General features: G+C 72.0%; 17 protein-coding genes. 7 read left to right on the forward strand and 10 right to left on the reverse strand.

What is annotated here, in order from left to right; genetic code table 11:
• Window positions 1–258 precede the first annotated feature (258 nt).
• Window positions 259–1,599: a family 43 glycosylhydrolase gene (locus tag RM446_RS04475; RefSeq protein WP_311543803.1), complete on the forward strand. Its 1,341-nt coding sequence runs from the start codon at window positions 259–261 to the stop codon at window positions 1,597–1,599.
• A gap of 135 nt (window positions 1,600–1,734) precedes the next feature.
• On the opposite strand, the gene RM446_RS04480 is transcribed toward RM446_RS04475, so the two are convergent.
• The gene (locus RM446_RS04480; protein WP_311543804.1) at window positions 1,735–2,691 is read right to left on the reverse strand and encodes a formylglycine-generating enzyme family protein; all 957 of its coding nucleotides are present in this window, start codon (window positions 2,689–2,691) and stop codon (window positions 1,735–1,737) included.
• 200 nt (window positions 2,692–2,891) lie between these two features.
• On the opposite strand from RM446_RS04480, the gene RM446_RS04485 reads away from it, so the two are divergent.
• On the forward strand, window positions 2,892–3,131 hold the full coding sequence (locus RM446_RS04485) for a helix-turn-helix domain-containing protein (protein WP_311543805.1): 240 nt from the start codon (window positions 2,892–2,894) through the stop codon (window positions 3,129–3,131).
• Between the two features lie 84 nt (window positions 3,132–3,215).
• On the opposite strand, the gene RM446_RS04490 is transcribed toward RM446_RS04485, so the two are convergent.
• Together RM446_RS04490 and RM446_RS04495 are read right to left on the reverse strand one after the other, a co-directional pair.
• Window positions 3,216–4,142, reverse strand: a complete 927-nt coding sequence (locus RM446_RS04490; protein ID WP_311543806.1) for a dihydrodipicolinate synthase family protein — start codon at window positions 4,140–4,142, stop codon at window positions 3,216–3,218.
• Window positions 4,126–5,094, reverse strand: a complete 969-nt coding sequence (locus tag RM446_RS04495) for a DMT family transporter (RefSeq protein ID WP_311543807.1) — start codon at window positions 5,092–5,094, stop codon at window positions 4,126–4,128. The genes RM446_RS04490 and RM446_RS04495 overlap by 17 nt, the downstream gene beginning before the upstream one ends.
• On the opposite strand from RM446_RS04495, the gene RM446_RS04500 reads away from it, so the two are divergent.
• The 3 genes from RM446_RS04500 (at window position 5,093) to RM446_RS04510 (ending at window position 8,013) form a co-directional block, all read left to right on the forward strand.
• Window positions 5,093–6,499 (forward strand): aminotransferase-like domain-containing protein, encoded by a 1,407-nt coding sequence (locus tag RM446_RS04500; protein ID WP_311543808.1) that lies wholly within the window; start codon window positions 5,093–5,095, stop codon window positions 6,497–6,499. The genes RM446_RS04495 and RM446_RS04500 overlap by 2 nt on opposite strands.
• 170 nt (window positions 6,500–6,669) lie before the next feature.
• Window positions 6,670–6,933 carry a hypothetical protein gene (locus tag RM446_RS04505; protein ID WP_311543809.1) on the forward strand — a complete coding sequence of 88 codons (264 nt, stop codon included), beginning with the start codon at window positions 6,670–6,672 and terminating at the stop codon, window positions 6,931–6,933.
• 72 nt (window positions 6,934–7,005) lie between these two features.
• Window positions 7,006–8,013, forward strand: coding sequence for a zinc-binding dehydrogenase (locus tag RM446_RS04510; protein ID WP_311543810.1), 1,008 nt, complete (start codon window positions 7,006–7,008; stop codon window positions 8,011–8,013).
• A gap of 68 nt (window positions 8,014–8,081) precedes the next feature.
• Here the strand turns inward: RM446_RS04510 and RM446_RS04515 are convergent, their stop codons facing one another.
• The 3 genes from RM446_RS04515 to RM446_RS04525 all read right to left on the reverse strand — a co-directional run bounded on the left by RM446_RS04515 (window position 8,082) and on the right by RM446_RS04525 (window position 10,666).
• Window positions 8,082–9,098 carry a glycoside hydrolase family 11 protein gene (locus tag RM446_RS04515; RefSeq protein ID WP_311543811.1) on the reverse strand — a complete coding sequence of 339 codons (1,017 nt, stop codon included), beginning with the start codon at window positions 9,096–9,098 and terminating at the stop codon, window positions 8,082–8,084.
• Window positions 9,099–9,512: 414 nt separating this feature from the next.
• A complete protein-coding gene (locus RM446_RS04520; RefSeq protein WP_311543812.1) occupies window positions 9,513–9,890 on the reverse strand; it encodes a DUF1330 domain-containing protein in 378 nt (125 codons plus the stop codon).
• 128 nt (window positions 9,891–10,018) lie between these two features.
• Window positions 10,019–10,666 carry an SMI1/KNR4 family protein gene (locus RM446_RS04525; RefSeq protein ID WP_311543813.1) on the reverse strand — a complete coding sequence of 216 codons (648 nt, stop codon included), beginning with the start codon at window positions 10,664–10,666 and terminating at the stop codon, window positions 10,019–10,021.
• Window positions 10,667–10,888: 222 nt separating this feature from the next.
• Between RM446_RS04525 and RM446_RS04530 the strand changes: the two genes are divergently transcribed.
• Window positions 10,889–11,782 carry an amidohydrolase family protein gene (locus tag RM446_RS04530; protein WP_311543814.1) on the forward strand — a complete coding sequence of 298 codons (894 nt, stop codon included), beginning with the start codon at window positions 10,889–10,891 and terminating at the stop codon, window positions 11,780–11,782.
• A gap of 112 nt (window positions 11,783–11,894) precedes the next feature.
• On the opposite strand, the gene nhaC is transcribed toward RM446_RS04530, so the two are convergent.
• Together nhaC and RM446_RS04540 are read right to left on the reverse strand one after the other, a co-directional pair.
• Window positions 11,895–13,367: a Na+/H+ antiporter NhaC gene (gene nhaC, locus RM446_RS04535; RefSeq protein ID WP_311543815.1), complete on the reverse strand. Its 1,473-nt coding sequence runs from the start codon at window positions 13,365–13,367 to the stop codon at window positions 11,895–11,897.
• Between the two features lie 41 nt (window positions 13,368–13,408).
• Entirely contained in the window at window positions 13,409–14,542 is a 1,134-nt protein-coding gene (locus RM446_RS04540) for a trans-sulfuration enzyme family protein (RefSeq protein WP_311543816.1), read from the reverse strand.
• 389 nt (window positions 14,543–14,931) lie between these two features.
• On the opposite strand from RM446_RS04540, the gene RM446_RS04545 reads away from it, so the two are divergent.
• Window positions 14,932–15,729, forward strand: coding sequence for a FadR/GntR family transcriptional regulator (locus tag RM446_RS04545; RefSeq protein WP_398694428.1), 798 nt, complete (start codon window positions 14,932–14,934; stop codon window positions 15,727–15,729).
• 121 nt (window positions 15,730–15,850) lie between these two features.
• Here the strand turns inward: RM446_RS04545 and RM446_RS04550 are convergent, their stop codons facing one another.
• Window positions 15,851–16,888: an ABC transporter substrate-binding protein gene (locus RM446_RS04550; RefSeq protein WP_311543818.1), complete on the reverse strand. Its 1,038-nt coding sequence runs from the start codon at window positions 16,886–16,888 to the stop codon at window positions 15,851–15,853.
• Window positions 16,885–17,736: an ABC transporter permease gene (locus tag RM446_RS04555; RefSeq protein WP_311543819.1), complete on the reverse strand. Its 852-nt coding sequence runs from the start codon at window positions 17,734–17,736 to the stop codon at window positions 16,885–16,887. Before RM446_RS04555 ends, RM446_RS04550 begins: the two co-directional genes overlap by 4 nt.
• Window positions 17,737–17,741: the final 5 nt, after the last annotated feature.

A 17,741-nucleotide genomic window follows, 5' to 3' on the forward strand; every position in this document is an offset into this window, starting at 1 on the left:
CCCGGCCGGAAGGCTCAACCGTCCGCCGGGCCGCCGAGCGTGATCCCGGGAGTGCGCCCGGGGTGAGGCGGACGTCTACCGCCGCGTCCCTCCGGGCGCGGGCCGTGCCGTGCCGCTCCACCGCACGCATACCCCGTTGTTTCGATCCCCCCGCGTCACCCGAGCACGGGCGGCGCACAGCAAACGGCAGGCCCGCCGCGCCGGAACCGCTGCCCAACACGGCGCCGGCGCTTCGCGGGCCGAAGGAGGACGTGACGGATGACCGACTCCGAGAACAGGTTGCACCTCGGCCGCCGCTCCGTGCTGGCGGCGGCCGCCGGCCTGGGCGTCGCGGCGGCACTGCCCGCGGCCGCCGCCCACGCGGCCCCGGGCTCCGCCGGGCGCGGGCGGTACCCCGCGAACTGGCCCGACCCCGAGCCCTACGGCCTCGCCGACACCCGCACGGACCTGTGGCCGCGTGAGGACAACTCCTTCGTCCTGCCGCTGGAGCTGCGCCCCCGCGACGAGGAGCTCGGCCGGGTCTGGATGCGCGACACCTACGTGAACTGCTTCATCGTCGACCACCGACCGATGTACGTCGCCACCGGCACCTCGCGGGTGCCCGGGCTCGACAAGGCCGCTCCCTACAACGACGGCATCTTCGTGTGGGTCGCGCCGTCGCTGCACGGGCCCTGGCGGCTGGCGGACACGACGGGGATCCGGCCCGGCGCCGAGAAGGGCAAGGTGTGGTCGCCGGAGTTCGCCGACGAGAACCGGACCGGGCGGACCGTCGTCGCCCCGTGGCAGGAGTACTGGTACGACGACCGGTTCGGCAAGCGCGGCCAGGCCTGGGCGCCCGAGGTGCACCGCTTCCGGGGCACCTGGTACATCGCCGCCTGCATGGGCGACCACTCCCGGAAGGTCGGCTCCTTCGTGCTCGTCAGCGAGGGCGGGGTCGAAGGCCCCTACCGGCTCATCGAGGGGAGCCTGGAGAAGCCCTTCGGCGCGTCGTTCGTCGGCGGGCCGGCGTTCATCGAACCCGGGGCCTACCACCACATCGACGGCGGCATCTACACCGAGGGCGACGACGCGTGGCTGGTGCTGCACAACGACCTCTACGCCAAGTTCCGGGACGACATGGAGGACATCGTCCCGGCGTCCGGCCTCCCTGCGTTCCAGCAGCAGCCCTACTCCCCCGAGCCCTACATCGAGGGCGCCTACGTGCACAAGCACCGCGGCAGGTACTACCTCATGCAGAGCGTCTGGGACCGGCGCTCGACGGCGACCGGCGGCGGCAGGCGCTACGCCTACGACCCGCCCGGTGCCGGCCGCGAGCGCTACCAGTACGACACGGTGATGGCGGTCTCCGACAGCTTCGAGGGGCCCTACTCCCGACGGTGGACCGCCGGGGTGGGGATCGGCCACAACAACATGTTCGAAGACCACCGCGGCAAGCTGTGGGCGACGTTCTTCCGCAACCCCGCCGCCGGCTACTGGGCCGATCCCGCGCGCATCGGCGACGCCGCCGTGCCCGGCGTCGTGCGCATGGAGTGGACCGGGCCGAAGGGCGACCGCATGTACGTCCGGCGCCGCCGGGGCCACTCCGCCGACCGCGACTGACCCTCGGCCGTGTCGCGCGCGCCGGGCGCCCGGCGGAGGCCGGCGGAGGCCCCCGGTCGGGTGCGGGCGCGCCCGACCGGGGGCCGCAGCCCTGCGCCCGGTGCCGGGGGCCGCTACCGGGTCCCCGAAACCGCCTCAGCGCGCCACGCGGAACCCGGTGTTGCCGCTGGAGCTGTCCGGGGTGTTGCCCATCCGGGCCGAGGTCCGGTAGCGGAGGCAGTAGGACTCGTGGCACATGTGCGAGCCGCCCTTGAGCACCCGGGACTGCCCGTAGCGCGGTCCCGTGGGGTCGTTCCACGGGCCCTTGCGGTGGTAGCGCGGGTTGAACCAGTCCGCGCACCACTCCCACACGTTGCCCGTCGTGTTGTACAGCCCGTAGCCGTTGGGCGGGAAGGCGTCCACCGGGCAGGTTCCGGTGTAGCCGTCGGCCGCGGTGTTGCGCTCGGGGAACTCCCCCTGCCAGACGTTCATGCGGTGCTCGCCGCCCGGTTCGCGCTCGTCGCCCCACGGGTAGGGCCTGCCGGAGAGGCCGCCCCGCGCCGCGTACTCCCACTCCGCCTCGGTCGGCAGGCGGGCGCCGGCCCACCGGCAGTAGGCGAGCGCGTCGTCGTGCGAGACGTGCACGACGGGGTGGTCCTGCCGCCCGCGCAGCCCGGAGCCGGGCCCTTCCGGGTGGCGCCAGTCGGCGCCGTGCACCTGGCGCCACCACGGCGCCCCGGCGGCGCCCCGGGTCGGCGGGAACCTGCGCGGCAGGAACCCCGCGAAGACGAACGACCAGCCGTACCGCTCCGCGTCGGTCGCATATCCCGTGCTTTCGACGAACGCCGCGAACTCGGAGCCGGTGACCGCAGTGGCGGCGATCCCGAACGGGCTGAGCGCCACCTCCCGGACCGGCCCCTCGCCGTCCTCGGGGTAGGGGCCTTCGGCTGTGCCCATGAGGAACGTGCCGCCTTCCAGGTCCCGCCAGCCGCCGTGCGGAGCGGCGGCCGCCGCCGCCTCGACGACGGGCACCGGACCCTCGGCGGCCCGCTCCTCCCCCCGGCCGGGGGCGCAGCAGGCATGGGTCTGTTCGGCGGGGACGTCTGCGCTCATCGGAATGCTCCTTGCACCGTCGCACGGGACCCGGACCGGCGGTGGCAGACCCCCGGCCGGCGTCGGTGCCACCATTCTCCCGCGCTGGTCACGACGGCGGCGACGCGCCCCGGGCCGGACTGGGCAGCCCCCAACCCCGTTGATCTTGTAGCTATCGTGAAGTAAAACGTTTTTCCCTCACGATAGCTACAAGATCGACGGTGAGGCGCGCGGCCCGACCCCGAGCACTGCCCGGCACGACGCCGCTCGCCTGGCTGACCGCCGAGCGGGTGGCGCTGGCCTGCCGCCTCTTCGAGCGCGGAGAGACGCGCGTGGAAGCGGTGGCGTCTGCAAGCGGCCTGGGAACGGCGGCCAACCTGCGGACCCAGATGCGGCGGAGGACCGGCCTCGGCTCGGCGGCCTACCGGGACCGCTTCGGACCCCGGGGCGCTCCGGTATGACCAGCCGGGCCGACCCCGCCGCGCCGCCGAGGCGGTCCGGGCGGGGCGGCGGTCCGGGCGGGGCGGCGGTCCGGCGGGGCGCCGCTAGGCGCTGCGGATCGAGGACGCGGCGGGGGACCGGGAGGTCCGGACTATCGTGTCGAGCGCCGCGGCGACCGCGCGGCGGCCGGTCCCGTCGAGCGGGCGGACCGGGCGGGGCAGGTTCGGCTCGCAGGCCCGACCCAACTCCACGGCGATCGCCGAGACCACCCGGTAGCTGCCGTAGCGGGCGAACAGCTCCCACAGCGGGTCCAGTTCCGCCGAGAGGGCGCGGGCCCGCTCGGCCTCGCCCGCGGCGGCCGCCCGCGCGACGGCGAGGCAGACCTCGGGCAGGACGCCGGCGAGGGCGCTGTACCAGGCCTCGCATCCGGCCAGCAGGCCGTCGGCGCCCGCCGCATCGCCGCTGACGCCGATCGTCACACCCGCGGGCAGGGCCGCCCGCAGCCCGGCGACGCGGGCGCGCGCCTGACCGGGGTCGGCGGGCACCGGCGGGATCTTGACCGAGGCGACGCCCGGGAGGTGCGCGATCCGGCCGTGCAGTTCGTCGCTGAAGGCGACGTGCGTCGTGGCCGGGTTGTCGTAGACGACGAGGGGCACCGAGAGGTTCGCGGCGACGTCCTCGTAGAGCCCGAACACCTCGTCGTCGTTCAGGGGCTGGTAGGTCAGGGGCGCAAGCAGGACGGCGGAGGCTCCGGCCTCTTGCGCGTCCTCGACGTGCTCCAGTACGTCGCGTGTGCGCAGGGCCCCCACGCCGACCGTAACCGGCACGTCGCCGGCGCTGCGCACCGCCAGCCGGGCAGCGCGCGCACGCTCCCGCCGGCTGAGGTAGGCGTAGCCGCCGGTGGATCCGAGGGCGCCGACCGAGTCGGCGCCGGAGGCGGCGATCCGGCCGACCATGCGCTCGAAGGCCGCTTCGTCGATCCCGTCGCCGGTGACCGGCGTGATCGGGAATGCGCTAAGTCCTGTGAACACGGGGACCCTTCCTTCTCGTGGGCTTCCTCCTGGCCGCGCCGCTGCCGAGCCGGATGCGCACGGCGCCCCCCGCGCAGAGTACGACGGCGACACCGCCGAGGGCCGTCGGCCAGGTCAGCTCCTCTCCGAGCAGCAGAGCCGCCCAACCGATGGTCATCACGGGCTGCACCAACTGCACCTGGCTGACCTGCGCTATCGGTCCGATCGCAAGACCCCGGTACCAGGCGAAGAAGCCGAGGAACATGCTCACCGCCGCGAGGTAGCCGAACGCCGCCCATTCGACCGGCACCGCCGCCGGCGGACTGCGCAGGACCGAGACGGCGGTCAGGGCGATCATCAGCGGGGCGGCCAGCACGAGCGCCCAGGACACGGTCTGCCAGGAACCGAGCTCCCGGGAGAGCAGCCCGCCTTCGGCGTAGCCGAACGCGGCGGCCACGACCGCGCCGAACAGCAGCACGTCCGACCAGTGAAGCCGGACGGCCCCGCTCTGCAGCGACGCGAACGCGACGGCGGCGATGGCACCGGCCGCGGCCGTCACCCAGAACGACAGCGGGTGGCGCTCCCTTCCGCGGACGGCGGCGACCGTGGCGGTGGCCGCCGGAAGGAGCGCGATCACCACGGCGCCGTGGCTCGCCGGAGACGCCGTGAGCGCGTAGGAGGTCAGCAGCGGGAATCCGACGACGATGCCGCCGGCGACGACGGACAGCCGCGCCCACTGGCGGGCCGTGGGCAGGTGATCCCGGGCCGCGGCGAGCGCGGCGGCGGCCAGCAGGGCGGCGACGACGGCTCGGCCCGAGCCGATGAACAGCGGAGAGAGTCCGCCGACGGCGACGCGGGTGAAGGGGACGGTGAACGAGAACGCCGCCACCCCCAGCAGCCCCCACCACAGGCCCGCACGCGCCGACGGTAGCGGTTCCCTTCCCGCTTCGATAGCGCTACTCTGAAGTGACATGAACAATGATAGCACCGCGCGTATTGTGGACGCCCTGCAGCGGTGGATCGCGCAGGCGCCCCCCGGAGCGAAGGTGCCCTCCAACCGGGCGCTGATGGCCGAGTACGGGGCGGGCCCGGTCACGGTCCAGAAGGCGATGCGCAAGCTCGCCGCGCTCGGGCTCGTGGAAAGCCGTCCCGGCGTCGGCACATTCGTCCGCACGGTGCGGACCGCCCGACCGCTCGACTACGGATGGCAGACCGGCGCGCTGCGCTCACCCAGGACCAGGATCCCGGCGCTGTCGACGCCGATGCGCAGCGGCCGGCCGGACACCATCGGCCTGCACGCCGGCTACCCCGACCGCGAACTGCTGCCGGAGCGGCTGGTGCGCGCCGCGCTCGCGCGCGCCGCCCGCAGCGACGCGGCCCTGACCCGGACCCCCGCCGCCGGATCGCCCGAGCTGCAGGCTTGGTTCGCCGGCGAACTGGCCGAGGCCGCCCCAGTCGGTGTCGCCCCGCCCTCTCCGCGCGACGTCGTGGTCCTGCCCGGCAGCCAGAGCGGGCTGAGCACGGTCTTCCGCGCCCTGGTGGGCTCGGGATCGCCGCTGCTCATGGAGTCTCCGAGCTACTGGGGTGCCATCGTGGCCGCGGCGCAGACCGGGGTGCACGTCGTCCCGGTGCCCAGCGGAGCCGACGGCCCGGACGCGGAGGAACTCGCGCGTGCTTTCGACGAGACCGGGGCGCGCGCGTTCTACGCGCAGCCCAACTACGCCAACCCCACCGGGGCGCAGTGGTCCGCTGAACTCAGGGAGGAGGTCCTCGGGGTCGTCCGCGCGCACGGGGCCTTCCTCGTCGAGGACGACTGGGCCCACGACTTCGGGATCGACACCTCCGCGCAGCCCGTCGCGGCGCACGACGACGCGGGGCACGTCGTCTACCTGCGCTCCCTGACCAAGAGCGTGTCCCCGTCGATCCGTGTCGCCGCGGTCGTGGCGCGCGGGCCCGCCCGCGACCGCATCCTCGCCGACCACGGGGCGGTGTCGATGTACGTCAGCGGCCTCCTGCAGGCTGCGGCGGTCGACGTCGTCACGCAGCCCGGGTGGCGCACCCACCTGCGCAGCCTGCGCCGGCAGCTGCGGTCTCGGCGCGACATGCTCGCCGCCGCGCTGGCCGAGCACGCCCCTGGGGCGCACCTCGCCCACCTACCCCCGGGCGGATTGAACCTCTGGGCGCGACTGCCGGACTCGACCTCCCTCGACCGGCTCGTCCGCGACTGCGAAGCCGAAGGCGTGACGATCGCGCCCGGCACGGAGTGGTTCCCCGCCGAACCGCCCGGTCCCTACATCCGCCTCAACTACTCCGTTCCCGACCCCGACCGCTTCCCCGACGGAGCCCGCGTCATCGGGCGTGCGCTGAGCGATGCCTGATACCGGCCGGGACGGCTACCGGGACTGCGATGCGGGGTGCGCCCAACAGACCGTTGGCACCGTTGATCTTGTAGCTATCGTGAGGGGAAATCGTTCTAATTCACGATAGCTACAAGATCAACGGTGGTCGCGAGTCCCAGCTGGCTGCGGCCTATGAGCGCGTCGCCGGGATGCACAACCTCCTCGGCCTCACTCCCGAGGTAGACCCTCGGACCCGCCCCTACCACGCCCGGCCGTTCCGCGTCCTGCACGCCGAGCGCTTCGCGCAGGCGCTCCTGGAGACGGTCGCCGACGGAACCGTGCGCGCCCTCCCGCCGACCGGCAGCATCGACCAGTACACCGACAGCGCCGACGTGCTCTGCCGTCCCGAGCGCTGCCGGTCCGTGGCTGCCGCCCCCTACGGAGACGCCGGATTCGCGGAGGAGCTCGGTTGACCTCAACTTTAGTTGAGGAAAGAGACTGGCGTGCGTCGGTATCAGGAGCACAACCGGGAAGGCGATCGGATCATGCGTGTCGTAGAAGCGGAGAGGTTCGGCGGCCCCGAGGTTCTGCGGCCGGCGCACCGGCCGGATCCGCAGGCCGGGCCGGGCGAGGCGCTCGTCGAGGTTGCGGCGTCGGACGTGATGTTCCTCGACGCCCAGCTCCGCTCCGGATGGGGGCAGGAGTACTTCCGGATGCGGCCGCCCTATGTCCCCGGGAGCGGGGTGGTGGGCCGGGTCGTCTCCGTCGGGGCGGGCGCGGACCCCGGGCTCGTGGGCGCCGAGGTGCTCGCCGAGACGGGACGGCGCGATCCCGAGACGCTGGTGCCGCTCGCCCCGACCGACGGCTACGCGGAGCTGGTCGCCACACCGGCCCGCCATCTCGTCCGCCTGCCCCGCGGGCTGGACGGCCACGTCGCGCTATCGCTGCTGCACGACGGCCCCACCGCGCTGCAGATCGCCGAAGCCGCGCGCTTCAGCGCAGGTGACCGGGTGCTGGTGAACGCGGCCGCCGGGGGCGCCGGCAGCCTGCTGGTGCAGCTGGCGGCCGGCGCGGGCGCGCGCGTCGTCGGCGCCGCCCGGGGCCCCCGCAAGCTCGCGCTGGCCCGCGAGCTGGGCGCGGAGGCCGTGGTCGACTACTCCGAGCCCGACTGGACGAGCAGAGTCCGCGAGGCCACGTCGGGGAAGGGGCCTGATGTCGTCTTGGACGGAGCCGGCGGCAGCCTGGGACGGGACGCCTTCGCCATCACGGCGCGCGGCGGCCACCTGATCGCCTACGGCGCCTCCGGGGGCGACTTCGCCGACACCGGCGCGCAGGATGCGGCGGGAAACGGGGTTCGCGTCACGGGTCTGTTCGACCTGCCCGCCCCCGACGCCGACGGCAGGAGGCGGCGGGCCGAGGAGGCGCTGGCGGAGGCCGCCGCCGGCCGGTTCTGGCCGACCATCGGGCAGACGTTCCGCCTGGACGAGGCCGGAAAGGCTCATGCCGCGATCGCGTCGCGGACGACCGTCGGCAAGACCCTGCTCGTGCCCTGAGCCGACGGGTGGGCGGGGGGGGCGGGGGCCGCCGCGCCACGGGTCGCAGTGTGCTGCCTGTCCTCAGGTCAGTTCGCGCTGCAGGAGACCGAGGGCCAGTTCCAGTTGCCGTTGTGGTCGATGGTCATGCCCCAGTTGTTCCCGTTGCCGTTGGACGAGGCGACCAGCGTCTGGGCGTCGGGGTAGGTGGCGTTCACATTCCACGTCGCCAGGACCTTCGCGGGGGACGGTACGTCGACCGTCACGTCCCAACTGCTCGCTCCGCTGACCGAGACGTTGAGGTTGTAGCGGTCGTCCCACTGCTCGCCGGCGGAGATCGAGGCGGTGCATCCGTCATCGCCGCCACCGCCGTCATCGCCGCCACCGCCGTCATCGCCGCCACCGCCGCCGGAGGAGCCGAGCGTGATGTTGGAGTTGCCGCTGCTCTGGTATCCCTCGGTCGCCATGATCATGTAGTCGTGGTTGCCGAGGTTCATGCCGTGGCCGGCCCACGCGTCGAAGTGGTTGCCGGCGGTGATGGTGCCGCCGGTCCGCTTCTGCTGGCGCACGCTCCAGTACTGCGGGAACGTGGCGGTGCCCTCGATGGAGGGCTTGTCGTAGCGCATCGTGCGGTAGATGTCGTAGGTGCCGCCGTCGCTGGTGACCGTGCCCTGGTACTCGCCCGACGGGCGGTAGCTGCCCCAGTTCTCCACGACGTAGTACTCGACGAGCGGATCCCTCGTCCAGCCGTAGAGCGTCAGGTAGGAGTTGCCGGACGGGTTGAAGCTGCCGGAGTACTGCACGGTGCGGCGGCCGCCGGTACTCCAGCCCTTGCCGGCGACGAAGTTGCCGGTGTTGCTCCACTGGGTGCTGTAGTTGCCGCCGGACCCCAGCTCCATGGAGACCGTGCCCTGGCTGTCGGTCCAGAACGAGTAGAAGTAGCCGTCATGGTTACCGGTCTGGTTGGTCGTGACGGCCGCGCTTGCCGGACTGGGCACCATCATCGTGGCCGTGACCACCGCTACCGCGGCCGCTGAAACGCGGCCGAGGAGCGATCTTGTGCGGAAGCGGCCAGGGTTGCGCCGCCGTGTGGGGGATGTGTTCATGTTCGGGTTCCTCCTCGTGCGGTCTGGCGGAGGGGCCGGGCGCGCGGCCCGGGGGTCTGCCAGTACGGCCAGTGTTCGCGCGACCGCGCAGACTGTCAATAATTTCCGGAATATTTTCGGAGGTTTCGGTCGACATGCGCACTCATCGACGCGGCGCGACACACAGATTCTTCCTGGACATCCGCGTTGACAGGCAAACCAGACGCCTTGATGATACCGAAACTTTCGATTCAGTTCCGGATATTCACCGCTCTCCTTGCACCGAGCGGATCCGCGATCGCCCCACGCCGACACAGCAGTGCGCTCCCTCCGCGGCGCGGAGGGAGCGCATCCTGGGTGCCGGGAGCGGCTACCCGCCGGGGGCGGCAGGGCGGCCGCCGGCGCCGAAACCGACGGCGTCGTGCCGCAACCCCGTCAGGCACCGCGCCGGGCGGCCCACGGCACGGTCGGCTGCAGGACGGCCTCAACCAGCGCACCGGAGCGCAGCCCGGTGATCTCCTGGTACTCGGGGTCGGCCACCATGCGCCCGAACGCCTCCCGGCTGGGGTAGCGCACCAGCAGAACCGCATCCCAGTCCTGGCCCTCCTCGGCCACCAGGGGTGCGGCGCCGTCGCCGGCATAGAGCAGCTCGGCTCCGTAGCGCTCCAGGAAGGGCCGCGCCTTTCGCGTGTACTCCGCGTAGGAGGCCCGGCCGTCCGGGGCGAACCGCAGCAGGTTGAGCATCACCACCGGTCCGTCGGGGTCCTCCCGCACGAAGCGCGCGAGGTCGGACCCGGCGGGATCGACTGCCATCATGGCCTCCTCGTCATGGCCGGACACACCGCGGGCGCGGCCGCCCCCGGAGCGGGGGCCCGTTGCGGCACGCGCCGCCATCGTCGCATACCACCCAGTCGGTATCTACGTCCGGCGGCGGCCGCCGCTCACTCGCCGCGCCCCAACCGGTGGAGCCCGGCGCGCTCAGCCGCGACGAGCTCGGCGAAGGACCTGTGCCGGTCGCCCAGCCCCGGATACCAGGAGGCCCAGATATAAGCGGCCCATTCGCCGTCGGGGGCGACGTCGCCCGAGTCCAGCAGCCAGTACTGGGCATCGCCCGCGCCGGAGACGAGCAGGGCCCGCCCCTGGAGAACGCCGTCCTCGTAGACGAACTGCGGTTTCAGCACGCCGCCCGCCTCGGGGCCTTCCAGCCAGTCGACGGAGCGGGCCGGGCGCATCCGCCACATGAACGGGCTGATGGCCCCCCACCCGTCGGAGGCGGCCAGGAACGACCGGTAGCTCGGCGGCAGCCGGGCGCCCAGGCGCCCCTCCAGGGATGCGAGCGCTCCCTCGGCCGCACCGCCGTACCCGAGCCAGCCGCAGGCGCGCTGCTCCTCGGTCGCGTCGGCGAGATCCAACTCGTCGAGCAGGCGCAGCAGTTCGGCGCTGTAGTCGGCCAGGTAGGCCCGCCAGCCCTCGGCGGAGTCCGGCAGGCGAGGCCCGCCGCCCCGCTCCTCCCCCTTCCCGGGAACGACGGGCTCGCAGGGCGCCGTTCCGGCGTCGCCGGTATCGCTGGCATCGCCGGTGCTGGCCATGAAAGCTCCGATCCGCATCTCAACCCCCGTTGATCTTGTAGCTATCGTGAAGTAAAACGATTTCCACTCACGATAGCTACAAGATCAACGGCGTTTTCCCGACGGCAGCCGCGTGGCCGCCCGGAGTCTCGGAGTTGCCGGGCAGGCGCTCCGGGTCCGTCATCGCGGCGGCGTCGGTCCACCGGTCTGCGGCGCCGCCCGCACCGATCTACAGTGGCCGCCGTGACTGCCGATGCGACCGACTCCCGGCAAAACGCCGAGGCCGCTGCCACGCGCGAACTGTGGCGCGGGCTCGGGCTGCCGGGCCTGATCGACGTCCACACCCACTTCATGCCCGACAACGTACTGCGCAAGGTGTGGGCCTTCTTCGACGCCCTCGGCGAGGGCGTCTGGCCGATCACCTACCGCCTCGGCGACGAGGAGCGGGTCGCGCTGCTGCGTGCGTTCGGTGTCCGGCGCTTCACGGCACTGGCCTACCCGCACCGGCCGCACATGGCCCGATGGCTGAACGCCTGGAGCGCCGACTTCGCCGCGCAGCACCCCGACTGCCTGCGCAGCGCCACGTTCTACCCCGAAGAGGGGGCCGCCGACTACGTCTCCGACGCGATCGGCGCGGGCGCCCGCGTGTTCAAGGCCCACGTGCAGGTGGGCGGCTACGACCCCCGCGACCCTCTGCTCTCCGGCGTCTGGGGCGCGCTGGCCGACTCCGGCACGCCGGTGGTGGTGCACTGCGGCACCGGCCCGCAGAGCGGGCGCTTCACCGGCCCGGACGTGTTCGCCGAGGTCCTGCGCGAGCACCCCCGCCTCACGGCCGTCGTCGCGCACTTCGGCAGCCCGGAGTACACCGAGTTCATGGACCTGGCCCTGCGCTACGAACGCGTGCACTTGGACACGACGACGGTGTTCACCCGCTTCACCGAGCGCACCGCCCCGTTCCCCGCCGCCGAGCTGCCGCGCCTGGCGGACCTGCGGGAGAAGATCCTGCTCGGTACCGACTTCCCGAACATCCCCTACCCCTACAGCGAGCAGCTCCGGGCCCTGCGGGACCTGGATCGGGGCGACGACTGGCTGCGCGCGGTCCTCTACGGCAACGCCGCCCGCCTGTTCGACCTCTGACGGACGGACGGGCCGCGGGCGGGCGTCCGTCGCGCCGGGTCCACAGCGCCGACGAGGACGACCGCGCCGCCGCCCCCGTCGGGCCCCGATGGCGGCGCGGTCGTCCGCGAGGTCAGCGCTCCGCGACCTCCGACTCCGGCTCCGGCTCCGGGTCCGGCTGTCGGCGGCGGATGCCGAACCCGCCGGTCAGCGGCGCCAGGACGGCGAGGAGCGCCGAGAAGGCGAAGCCGCTCCAGTTGAAGACGGCCCACGGCAGGAACTCGAAGTTGGCCACCCCGAGCGTGGTCGCGAAGAACACGCCGGAGACCGTCCACGGCATCAGCACCTCGGTGATGGTCACCGAGTCCTCCATGCTGCGCGACAGGTTGACCGGGTGCAGGTTCCGCTTCTTGTAGGCCTCGCCGTAGAGGTCGTTGACGAGGAAGAACGTGACGAGGGCGTTGGACGTGCCGTTGATGATGGCGAACCCGGACAGCAGGGTGGTGGCCACCAGTCCGCCCGTCGAGCGCAGCCGCTCGATCATCCGGCCGAGCAGGACGCGCAGCACGTTGGAGTTCTCCAGCGCGGCGGCGAAGAAGAACGCGCAGAAGACGAAGAACGCCGACTGGTACATCGAGTACAGCCCGCCGCGCTGCAGCAGCTCGGTGAGCGTGTCCGACACGGCGCCGCCGTCGGGCAGCATGTCGGTCGTGAAGCCGGAGACGGTCGCGGCGAACAGGTCGGCGACGCTGAAACCCTGCACCAGTACGGCCAGGACGAGGGCCGACATCGACGACACGAAGAGCACCACCAGCGGGGGCTTCCTCATGATCGAGCCGATCAGCACCAGCGCCGGCGGGATCAGCAGCAGCGCGTTGAGGGTGAACAGGCCTTCCAGTTCGGTGAGAGTGCCTTCGACGACGCCGAGGTCGACCGACGAGGCTCCGATGGAGTTGCCGGCGACCAGGAACACCACGATGGCCAGCAGCGACGAGGGCAGGGCGGTGTAGAGCATGTGCCGGATGTGCTCGTACAGGTCCGCGCCGGCCGCGAGCGAGCTCATGTTGGTCGTGTCCGACAGCGGCGAGAGCTTGTCTCCGAAGTAGGCTCCCGACACCACGGCGCCCGCCGTGATCGCCACCGAGACGTCCATCGTCTGCGCGACGCCGATCAGGGCCACGCCGATCGTCCCGCCTGCGCCCCAGGAGGTCCCCGTGAAGGTGGCGACGATCCCGGTGACGATGAAGGCGAGCACGTACAGGTAGGCCGGGTCGATCAGCTCCAGGCCGTAGTAGACCATCAGCGGGATCGTGCCGGAGATCATCCAGGTCCCGATCAGCATGCCGATGCTGAGCAGGATGAGGATCGCGGGCAGCGCCCGTTTGATCTTCTCGCCCATGTCGGTGAGGATCTGCGCCAGGCTCGTGCCGTACCGGGCGGCGAACAGGGAGAGCACCACGCCCGCGAAGATGAGCATCAGCTCGGCCGGGTACTTGAGGATTCCGATCCCGCCGACGAGGATCGCCACGGTCGCGGCCACGGGGACCAGGGCCATGGCCACTCCCGGTCGGGGCGGTGTCCTGGTCTCCTCCTGGGGGGAAGTCATAAGCATCCTCTCGGTACTGATGGGTCGGGGGGAGGGGGCGGCTACAGCTTTGCGAATGCCCCTTCGATGTCCTCGATCTGGCGTTCGGCGCCTTCGAGGCCGACGGACAGGCGGACGGTGCCCGGCGCGATCCCGGTGGACCGCAGCTGCGCCTCCGTGCCGGGCCGAAGCGGTGCGGTGACGAGGCTCTCGTAGCCGCCCCAGCTCGTGCCGATGCGGAACAGCGACAGGCCGTCGATGAACGCGGCGACGCGTGCGAAAGTCGCGTCGCGCAGTTCGAAGCTGAGCAGCCCGGAGTACCCGCTGAACTGGCTGCGGACGATCTCCTCGTCGGGGCGGTGGTCGGCGTGGGGGTGGTGCACGGCCTGGACCTCGGTGCGCGCCGCCAGATGGTCGACCACCCGGCGGGCGTTGCGCTGGTGCTCCTCCATGCGTACCGGCAGCGTGCGCAGGCCCCGCAGGACCAGCGACGCCTCCTGCGCCGACATGACCGAGCCGAAGAGCTGGTGCCCGTTGTAGAAGACCTCGCGGATCACCTCGCGCGAGCCGATCGCCGCGCCACCGACGACGTCGCTGTGCCCGCCGATGTACTTGGTCAGGGAGTGGACGACGATGTCGACGCCCGACGCCAGCGGTTTCTGGAACAGCGGGGTCGACCAGGTGTTGTCCATGACCGTGCGGATCCCGCGGCGCCGCGCGACGCGGGTCAGCGCAGGCACGTCCAGCACCTTCATCCGCAGGGTGCCGGGACTCTCGACGTAGATGAGCGCCGTGTCGTCGCGGATGTGGTCCTCGATGTCGGCGGTGGCCTCCGCGAGGACGGTGTGCTCGATACCGAAGCGGCGCAGGTACGCGGCCAGCTCCAGGGTCGGGCCGTAGACGTTGTTGACGAACAGCACGTGGTCGCCGCCCTTGAGCAGACCCGCCAGGACGGCGCTGATCGCGCCCATCCCGGAACCGAAGCACTTGGCGGCCTCGCCGCCCTCCAGGAGCGCCAGCCGCTCCTCCAGGAACGCGACAGTGGGGTTGGTTCCCCGGCTGTAGACGAAGTTCTCGTGCTCGGCCGCCTGCTGCCGGGCGAACTCTTCGAAGGACGGCTTGGTGAACAGGCTGGTCTGGAAGATGGGCGGGGCGACGGCACCCGCATGGCGTCCGGGACCGTCCCACTCGCCCATGCAGATTTCCCTGTCCGTGCTGTCCACGCTGTTCACCCGTGCCTCCCCCGTGCTTCCCCGTGAATGTGCTGCTGAGGATGTGCGGCGGCGGTCCCCCGCTTGTGGCGGCGTTGCGCCGACCGCCGCACCGGTTCCGCGCCCTCTGCGGCCGGTCCGGGCCGTGAGCAGGAACGATCGCGCGGAATCCATCGGTCATCTTGTAATACAAGCTGATAAGCAGTCAACGAATTCGCCATAACGGTGCGGAGCGCATCCGCGCAACCGCGTTCCGTGGTGCGGCCCACCGGGCGGAACGTGCGCGGCGGCGCCGCTCCAGGACGCCGCACCCGGCGGCTCTGTAGGCTGAAGGCGCAGGTACACCGATCCAGCGAAGGGCGGGGCGAAACACGATGGGGGCAGTGTCTGCGGGACGGCCTGATCAGGACCCCGCGGGGCGGAGCGGCCCCCAGCGCGCCCGGCCGCACTCGCTGACCGCACAGGTCGTCGACTTCGTCGAGGAGTTGTGCGTGGGCCCCGGCGCCAAGCCGGGAGGCCGGCTGCCCTCGGAGAAGGAACTCGCCGAACGCTTCGGTGTCAGCCGGGTCGTGCTCCGCGAGGCCATGAAGACGCTGGAGGCCAAAGGGCTCGTCCACCGCCGCCAGGGCAAGCCGGCGGTCATCGCCTCACCCAACGCCCTGCCCGTGGAGAACTTCGTGGCGCTTTCGGTGCTGCGCGACCGCCGGGCTCTGATGGAGTTCACCGAGATCCGCAAGGCGCTGGAGGTACACGGCGCCCGGCTGGCGGCGCAGCGCATCGCCGGCCCGGAGCAGGAGCAGACCCGCGAGGACATCGCCCGGGCGCGCGAGGCCATCGCCGAGATGCGCTCCGACCCGCTCGACGTGCCCACGCGGCTGCGCACCGACGTCGCCTTCCATCAGGCGCTCGCGGCGGCTTCGGGCAACCGGAGCCTGACGCAGATCCTGGACGCGCTGGAGCAGTCGCTGGCCGAGAGCCGCGAGCGGAGCCACCGCCGCTTCCTGGCCACCGCCGAGGACCCCGCGGCCTCCGCGACCGAGCACGAGGTGGTGCTCGACGCGGTCCTCACCGGCGACCCCGCCCACGCCGTCGCTGCTATGGAGCACCACCTCCAGGTCACCCTGCACGAGATCCGGACCCGCCCCGACGCCGAGGACCCCCCGGAGTCCTGACTCCTGACCCCTGCCCCCTCCGACTTCGGCATCGGCCGAGGATCCTCCGGACACAGCGCGGCCCACCCGCGCGCGGTCGTCGCGGGTGGGCCCGTGGGGGCGGGAACGGATCAGCGGCGCCTCACTCGGTGCGAAGGTCCTCGGGGACGATGTCGGTGTAGCCGGGCGGGTCCTCCACCAGTCCGGTGGACTTGTGGAACTCCAGAGCCGCCTCGACCGACTCCTCTGGGAATCCGATCCCGTCGGGCACCTCCTCCTGCATGATGGGCAGCAGCTCGGAGCGGGCGTCGGCGTCGATGCCCTCCATGTAATCGGCCAGCAGCTTCTCGACCTTCGGGTCCTCACGGATGTCCTTGTTCGCCCGTTCGATCGCCCGCTGGAAGCCCGCGACCTCTTCGGGCTTCTGCTCGCGGACGTCGGCGGTCGTGAACACGACCCCGTGTGCGGTGTGCTCGAACCCGGGGATGTCGCCGCGCGAGGGCGAGATGTAGGCGCTGCCCACGCCCGTCGCGTCAGCCTGCTGGGCGACCGGCTGGAAGAACGACAGCGCGTCCACCTGGCCGGACTCCAGCGCGCCCAGGGCCGCGGGCGGATCGGCGCCCAGATTGACGAGCTTGGCGTCGGTGGCCGCCTCCATGCCGTTCTTCTGGAAGAGGTAGGCCACCAGCGCCTCGGTCCCGCTGCCGGGGCCGGTGATGCCGATGTTCTTGCCCTTCAGGGCGTCGATGCGCTCCTTTAGCGGCGCGTCCTGGCCGGGCCCCTCGAAGTCCTCGCCGACGATGATGTCGACGTAGTACTTGTCGACCAGGCTCGCCGTCAGCTCGGTTGTGTCGTCCCGGCCGTAGAGGTTGAGCGCGTCGGTCAGCACACCGGCGCCCAGGTCGATGCTGCCGGACTGGAGGGCGGCGGCCAGCTTGGCCCCCGTCCCCAGTCGGGGCCGCTCGCCGAGCTCGACCCCCTCGTCCTCGAAGTAGCCGCGCTCCTCGGCGACGTAGAGGGGGAAGAACGCGACGGAGTCGCTGATCTGCCCGACGTTGAGCACGCCTTCGGGGGTGTCCGAGGCACCGCCGGCGCACGCGCTCGTGGCGAACACCAGGGCCGACAGCACCCCTGCCGCTGCGGCCGCGCGCCCTCGGCGCGGCCTGGTCGTGGTTGTCATGTCCGTGCCTCCGCTGGTTTCCACCGGCTCACGCGGTGATCGAGAAGTCCGACGAGGAAGTTGAGGATCGCGGCGATCACGCTGAGCACCACGAGAGTCGCGAACACGCCCGCGGTGTCGAACGTGGCCGCGGAGTTGCTGATGAGGTAGCCCAGGCCGCGGTTGGACGCGACCAGCTCGCCGATCACGGCACCGATCAGCGCATAGGGGATCGCCACCTTGAGTCCGGTGAGCATCCCGGTCATGGACGCGGGAAGCACCACCTTGAGCGCGATGTCGCGGCGCCCGCCGCCCATGAGCCGGACCGCGTCGATGAGGCCGCGGTCGACCTCGCGCACGCCGGCGGCGGTGTTGAGGAAGACGAGGAAGAACACGGTCACCGCCGCGAGCAGGATCTTCATGTCCATCTCGATCCCGAACCAGACGATGAACAGCGGGGCCAGCGCCACCTTCGGGATGGCGTACAGCGCCATGATGAAGGGATCCAGCACCTTGTAGAACGTCGGGATGGACGCCAGCACGAACCCGAGCAGCGCACCGCCGGCGGAGCCGAGCGCGTAGCCGTACACCACTTCCTGGAGGGTGATCCAGGAGTGCATCCACAGCGTGCCGTCGGCGTTCCAGTCGACCAGGCGGGCCCAGATGTCGGTGGGACGGCTGGTGAAGCTGGAGTCGAAGAGCCGCCCGGCCGCCAGCTGCCAGGCCGCGACCAGGCCGACGATCAGCGCGACGCGCGCGGCCCACACGGAGGTGGTGCGGCCGTTGCGCTCCCACCAGGAGCGCTGCAGCACTACGACGTCGGCTCGCGTCTCGGACTCGGTCTTCAGCGATTCCGTCGATTCGGTCATAGCGC

This window comes from Streptomonospora wellingtoniae (assembly GCF_031845375.1).
GTDB lineage: Bacteria > Actinomycetota > Actinomycetes > Streptosporangiales > Streptosporangiaceae > Streptomonospora > Streptomonospora wellingtoniae.

What these genes read in the sequence shown, in the direction of transcription:
- nhaC (WP_311543815.1), bottom strand. Translation starts at nt 13,367, where the DNA reads ATGACTTCCCCCCAGGAGGAGACCAGGACACCGCCCCGACCGGGAGTG.
- RM446_RS04525 (WP_311543813.1), bottom strand. Translation starts at nt 10,666, where the DNA reads ATGGCCAGCACCGGCGATGCCAGCGATACCGGCGACGCCGGAACGGCG.
- RM446_RS04475 (WP_311543803.1), top strand. Translation starts at nt 259, where the DNA reads ATGACCGACTCCGAGAACAGGTTGCACCTCGGCCGCCGCTCCGTGCTG.
- RM446_RS04520 (WP_311543812.1), bottom strand. Translation starts at nt 9,890, where the DNA reads ATGGCAGTCGATCCCGCCGGGTCCGACCTCGCGCGCTTCGTGCGGGAG.
- RM446_RS04480 (WP_311543804.1), bottom strand. Translation starts at nt 2,691, where the DNA reads ATGAGCGCAGACGTCCCCGCCGAACAGACCCATGCCTGCTGCGCCCCC.
- RM446_RS04555 (WP_311543819.1), bottom strand. Translation starts at nt 17,736, where the DNA reads ATGACCGAATCGACGGAATCGCTGAAGACCGAGTCCGAGACGCGAGCC.
- RM446_RS04515 (WP_311543811.1), bottom strand. Translation starts at nt 9,098, where the DNA reads ATGAACACATCCCCCACACGGCGGCGCAACCCTGGCCGCTTCCGCACA.
- RM446_RS04545 (WP_398694428.1), top strand. Translation starts at nt 14,932, where the DNA reads ATGGGGGCAGTGTCTGCGGGACGGCCTGATCAGGACCCCGCGGGGCGG.
- RM446_RS04540 (WP_311543816.1), bottom strand. Translation starts at nt 14,542, where the DNA reads ATGGGCGAGTGGGACGGTCCCGGACGCCATGCGGGTGCCGTCGCCCCG.
- RM446_RS04550 (WP_311543818.1), bottom strand. Translation starts at nt 16,888, where the DNA reads ATGACAACCACGACCAGGCCGCGCCGAGGGCGCGCGGCCGCAGCGGCA.
- RM446_RS04500 (WP_311543808.1), top strand. Translation starts at nt 5,093, where the DNA reads ATGAACAATGATAGCACCGCGCGTATTGTGGACGCCCTGCAGCGGTGG.
- RM446_RS04505 (WP_311543809.1), top strand. Translation starts at nt 6,670, where the DNA reads ATGCACAACCTCCTCGGCCTCACTCCCGAGGTAGACCCTCGGACCCGC.
- RM446_RS04495 (WP_311543807.1), bottom strand. Translation starts at nt 5,094, where the DNA reads ATGTCACTTCAGAGTAGCGCTATCGAAGCGGGAAGGGAACCGCTACCG.
- RM446_RS04510 (WP_311543810.1), top strand. Translation starts at nt 7,006, where the DNA reads ATGCGTGTCGTAGAAGCGGAGAGGTTCGGCGGCCCCGAGGTTCTGCGG.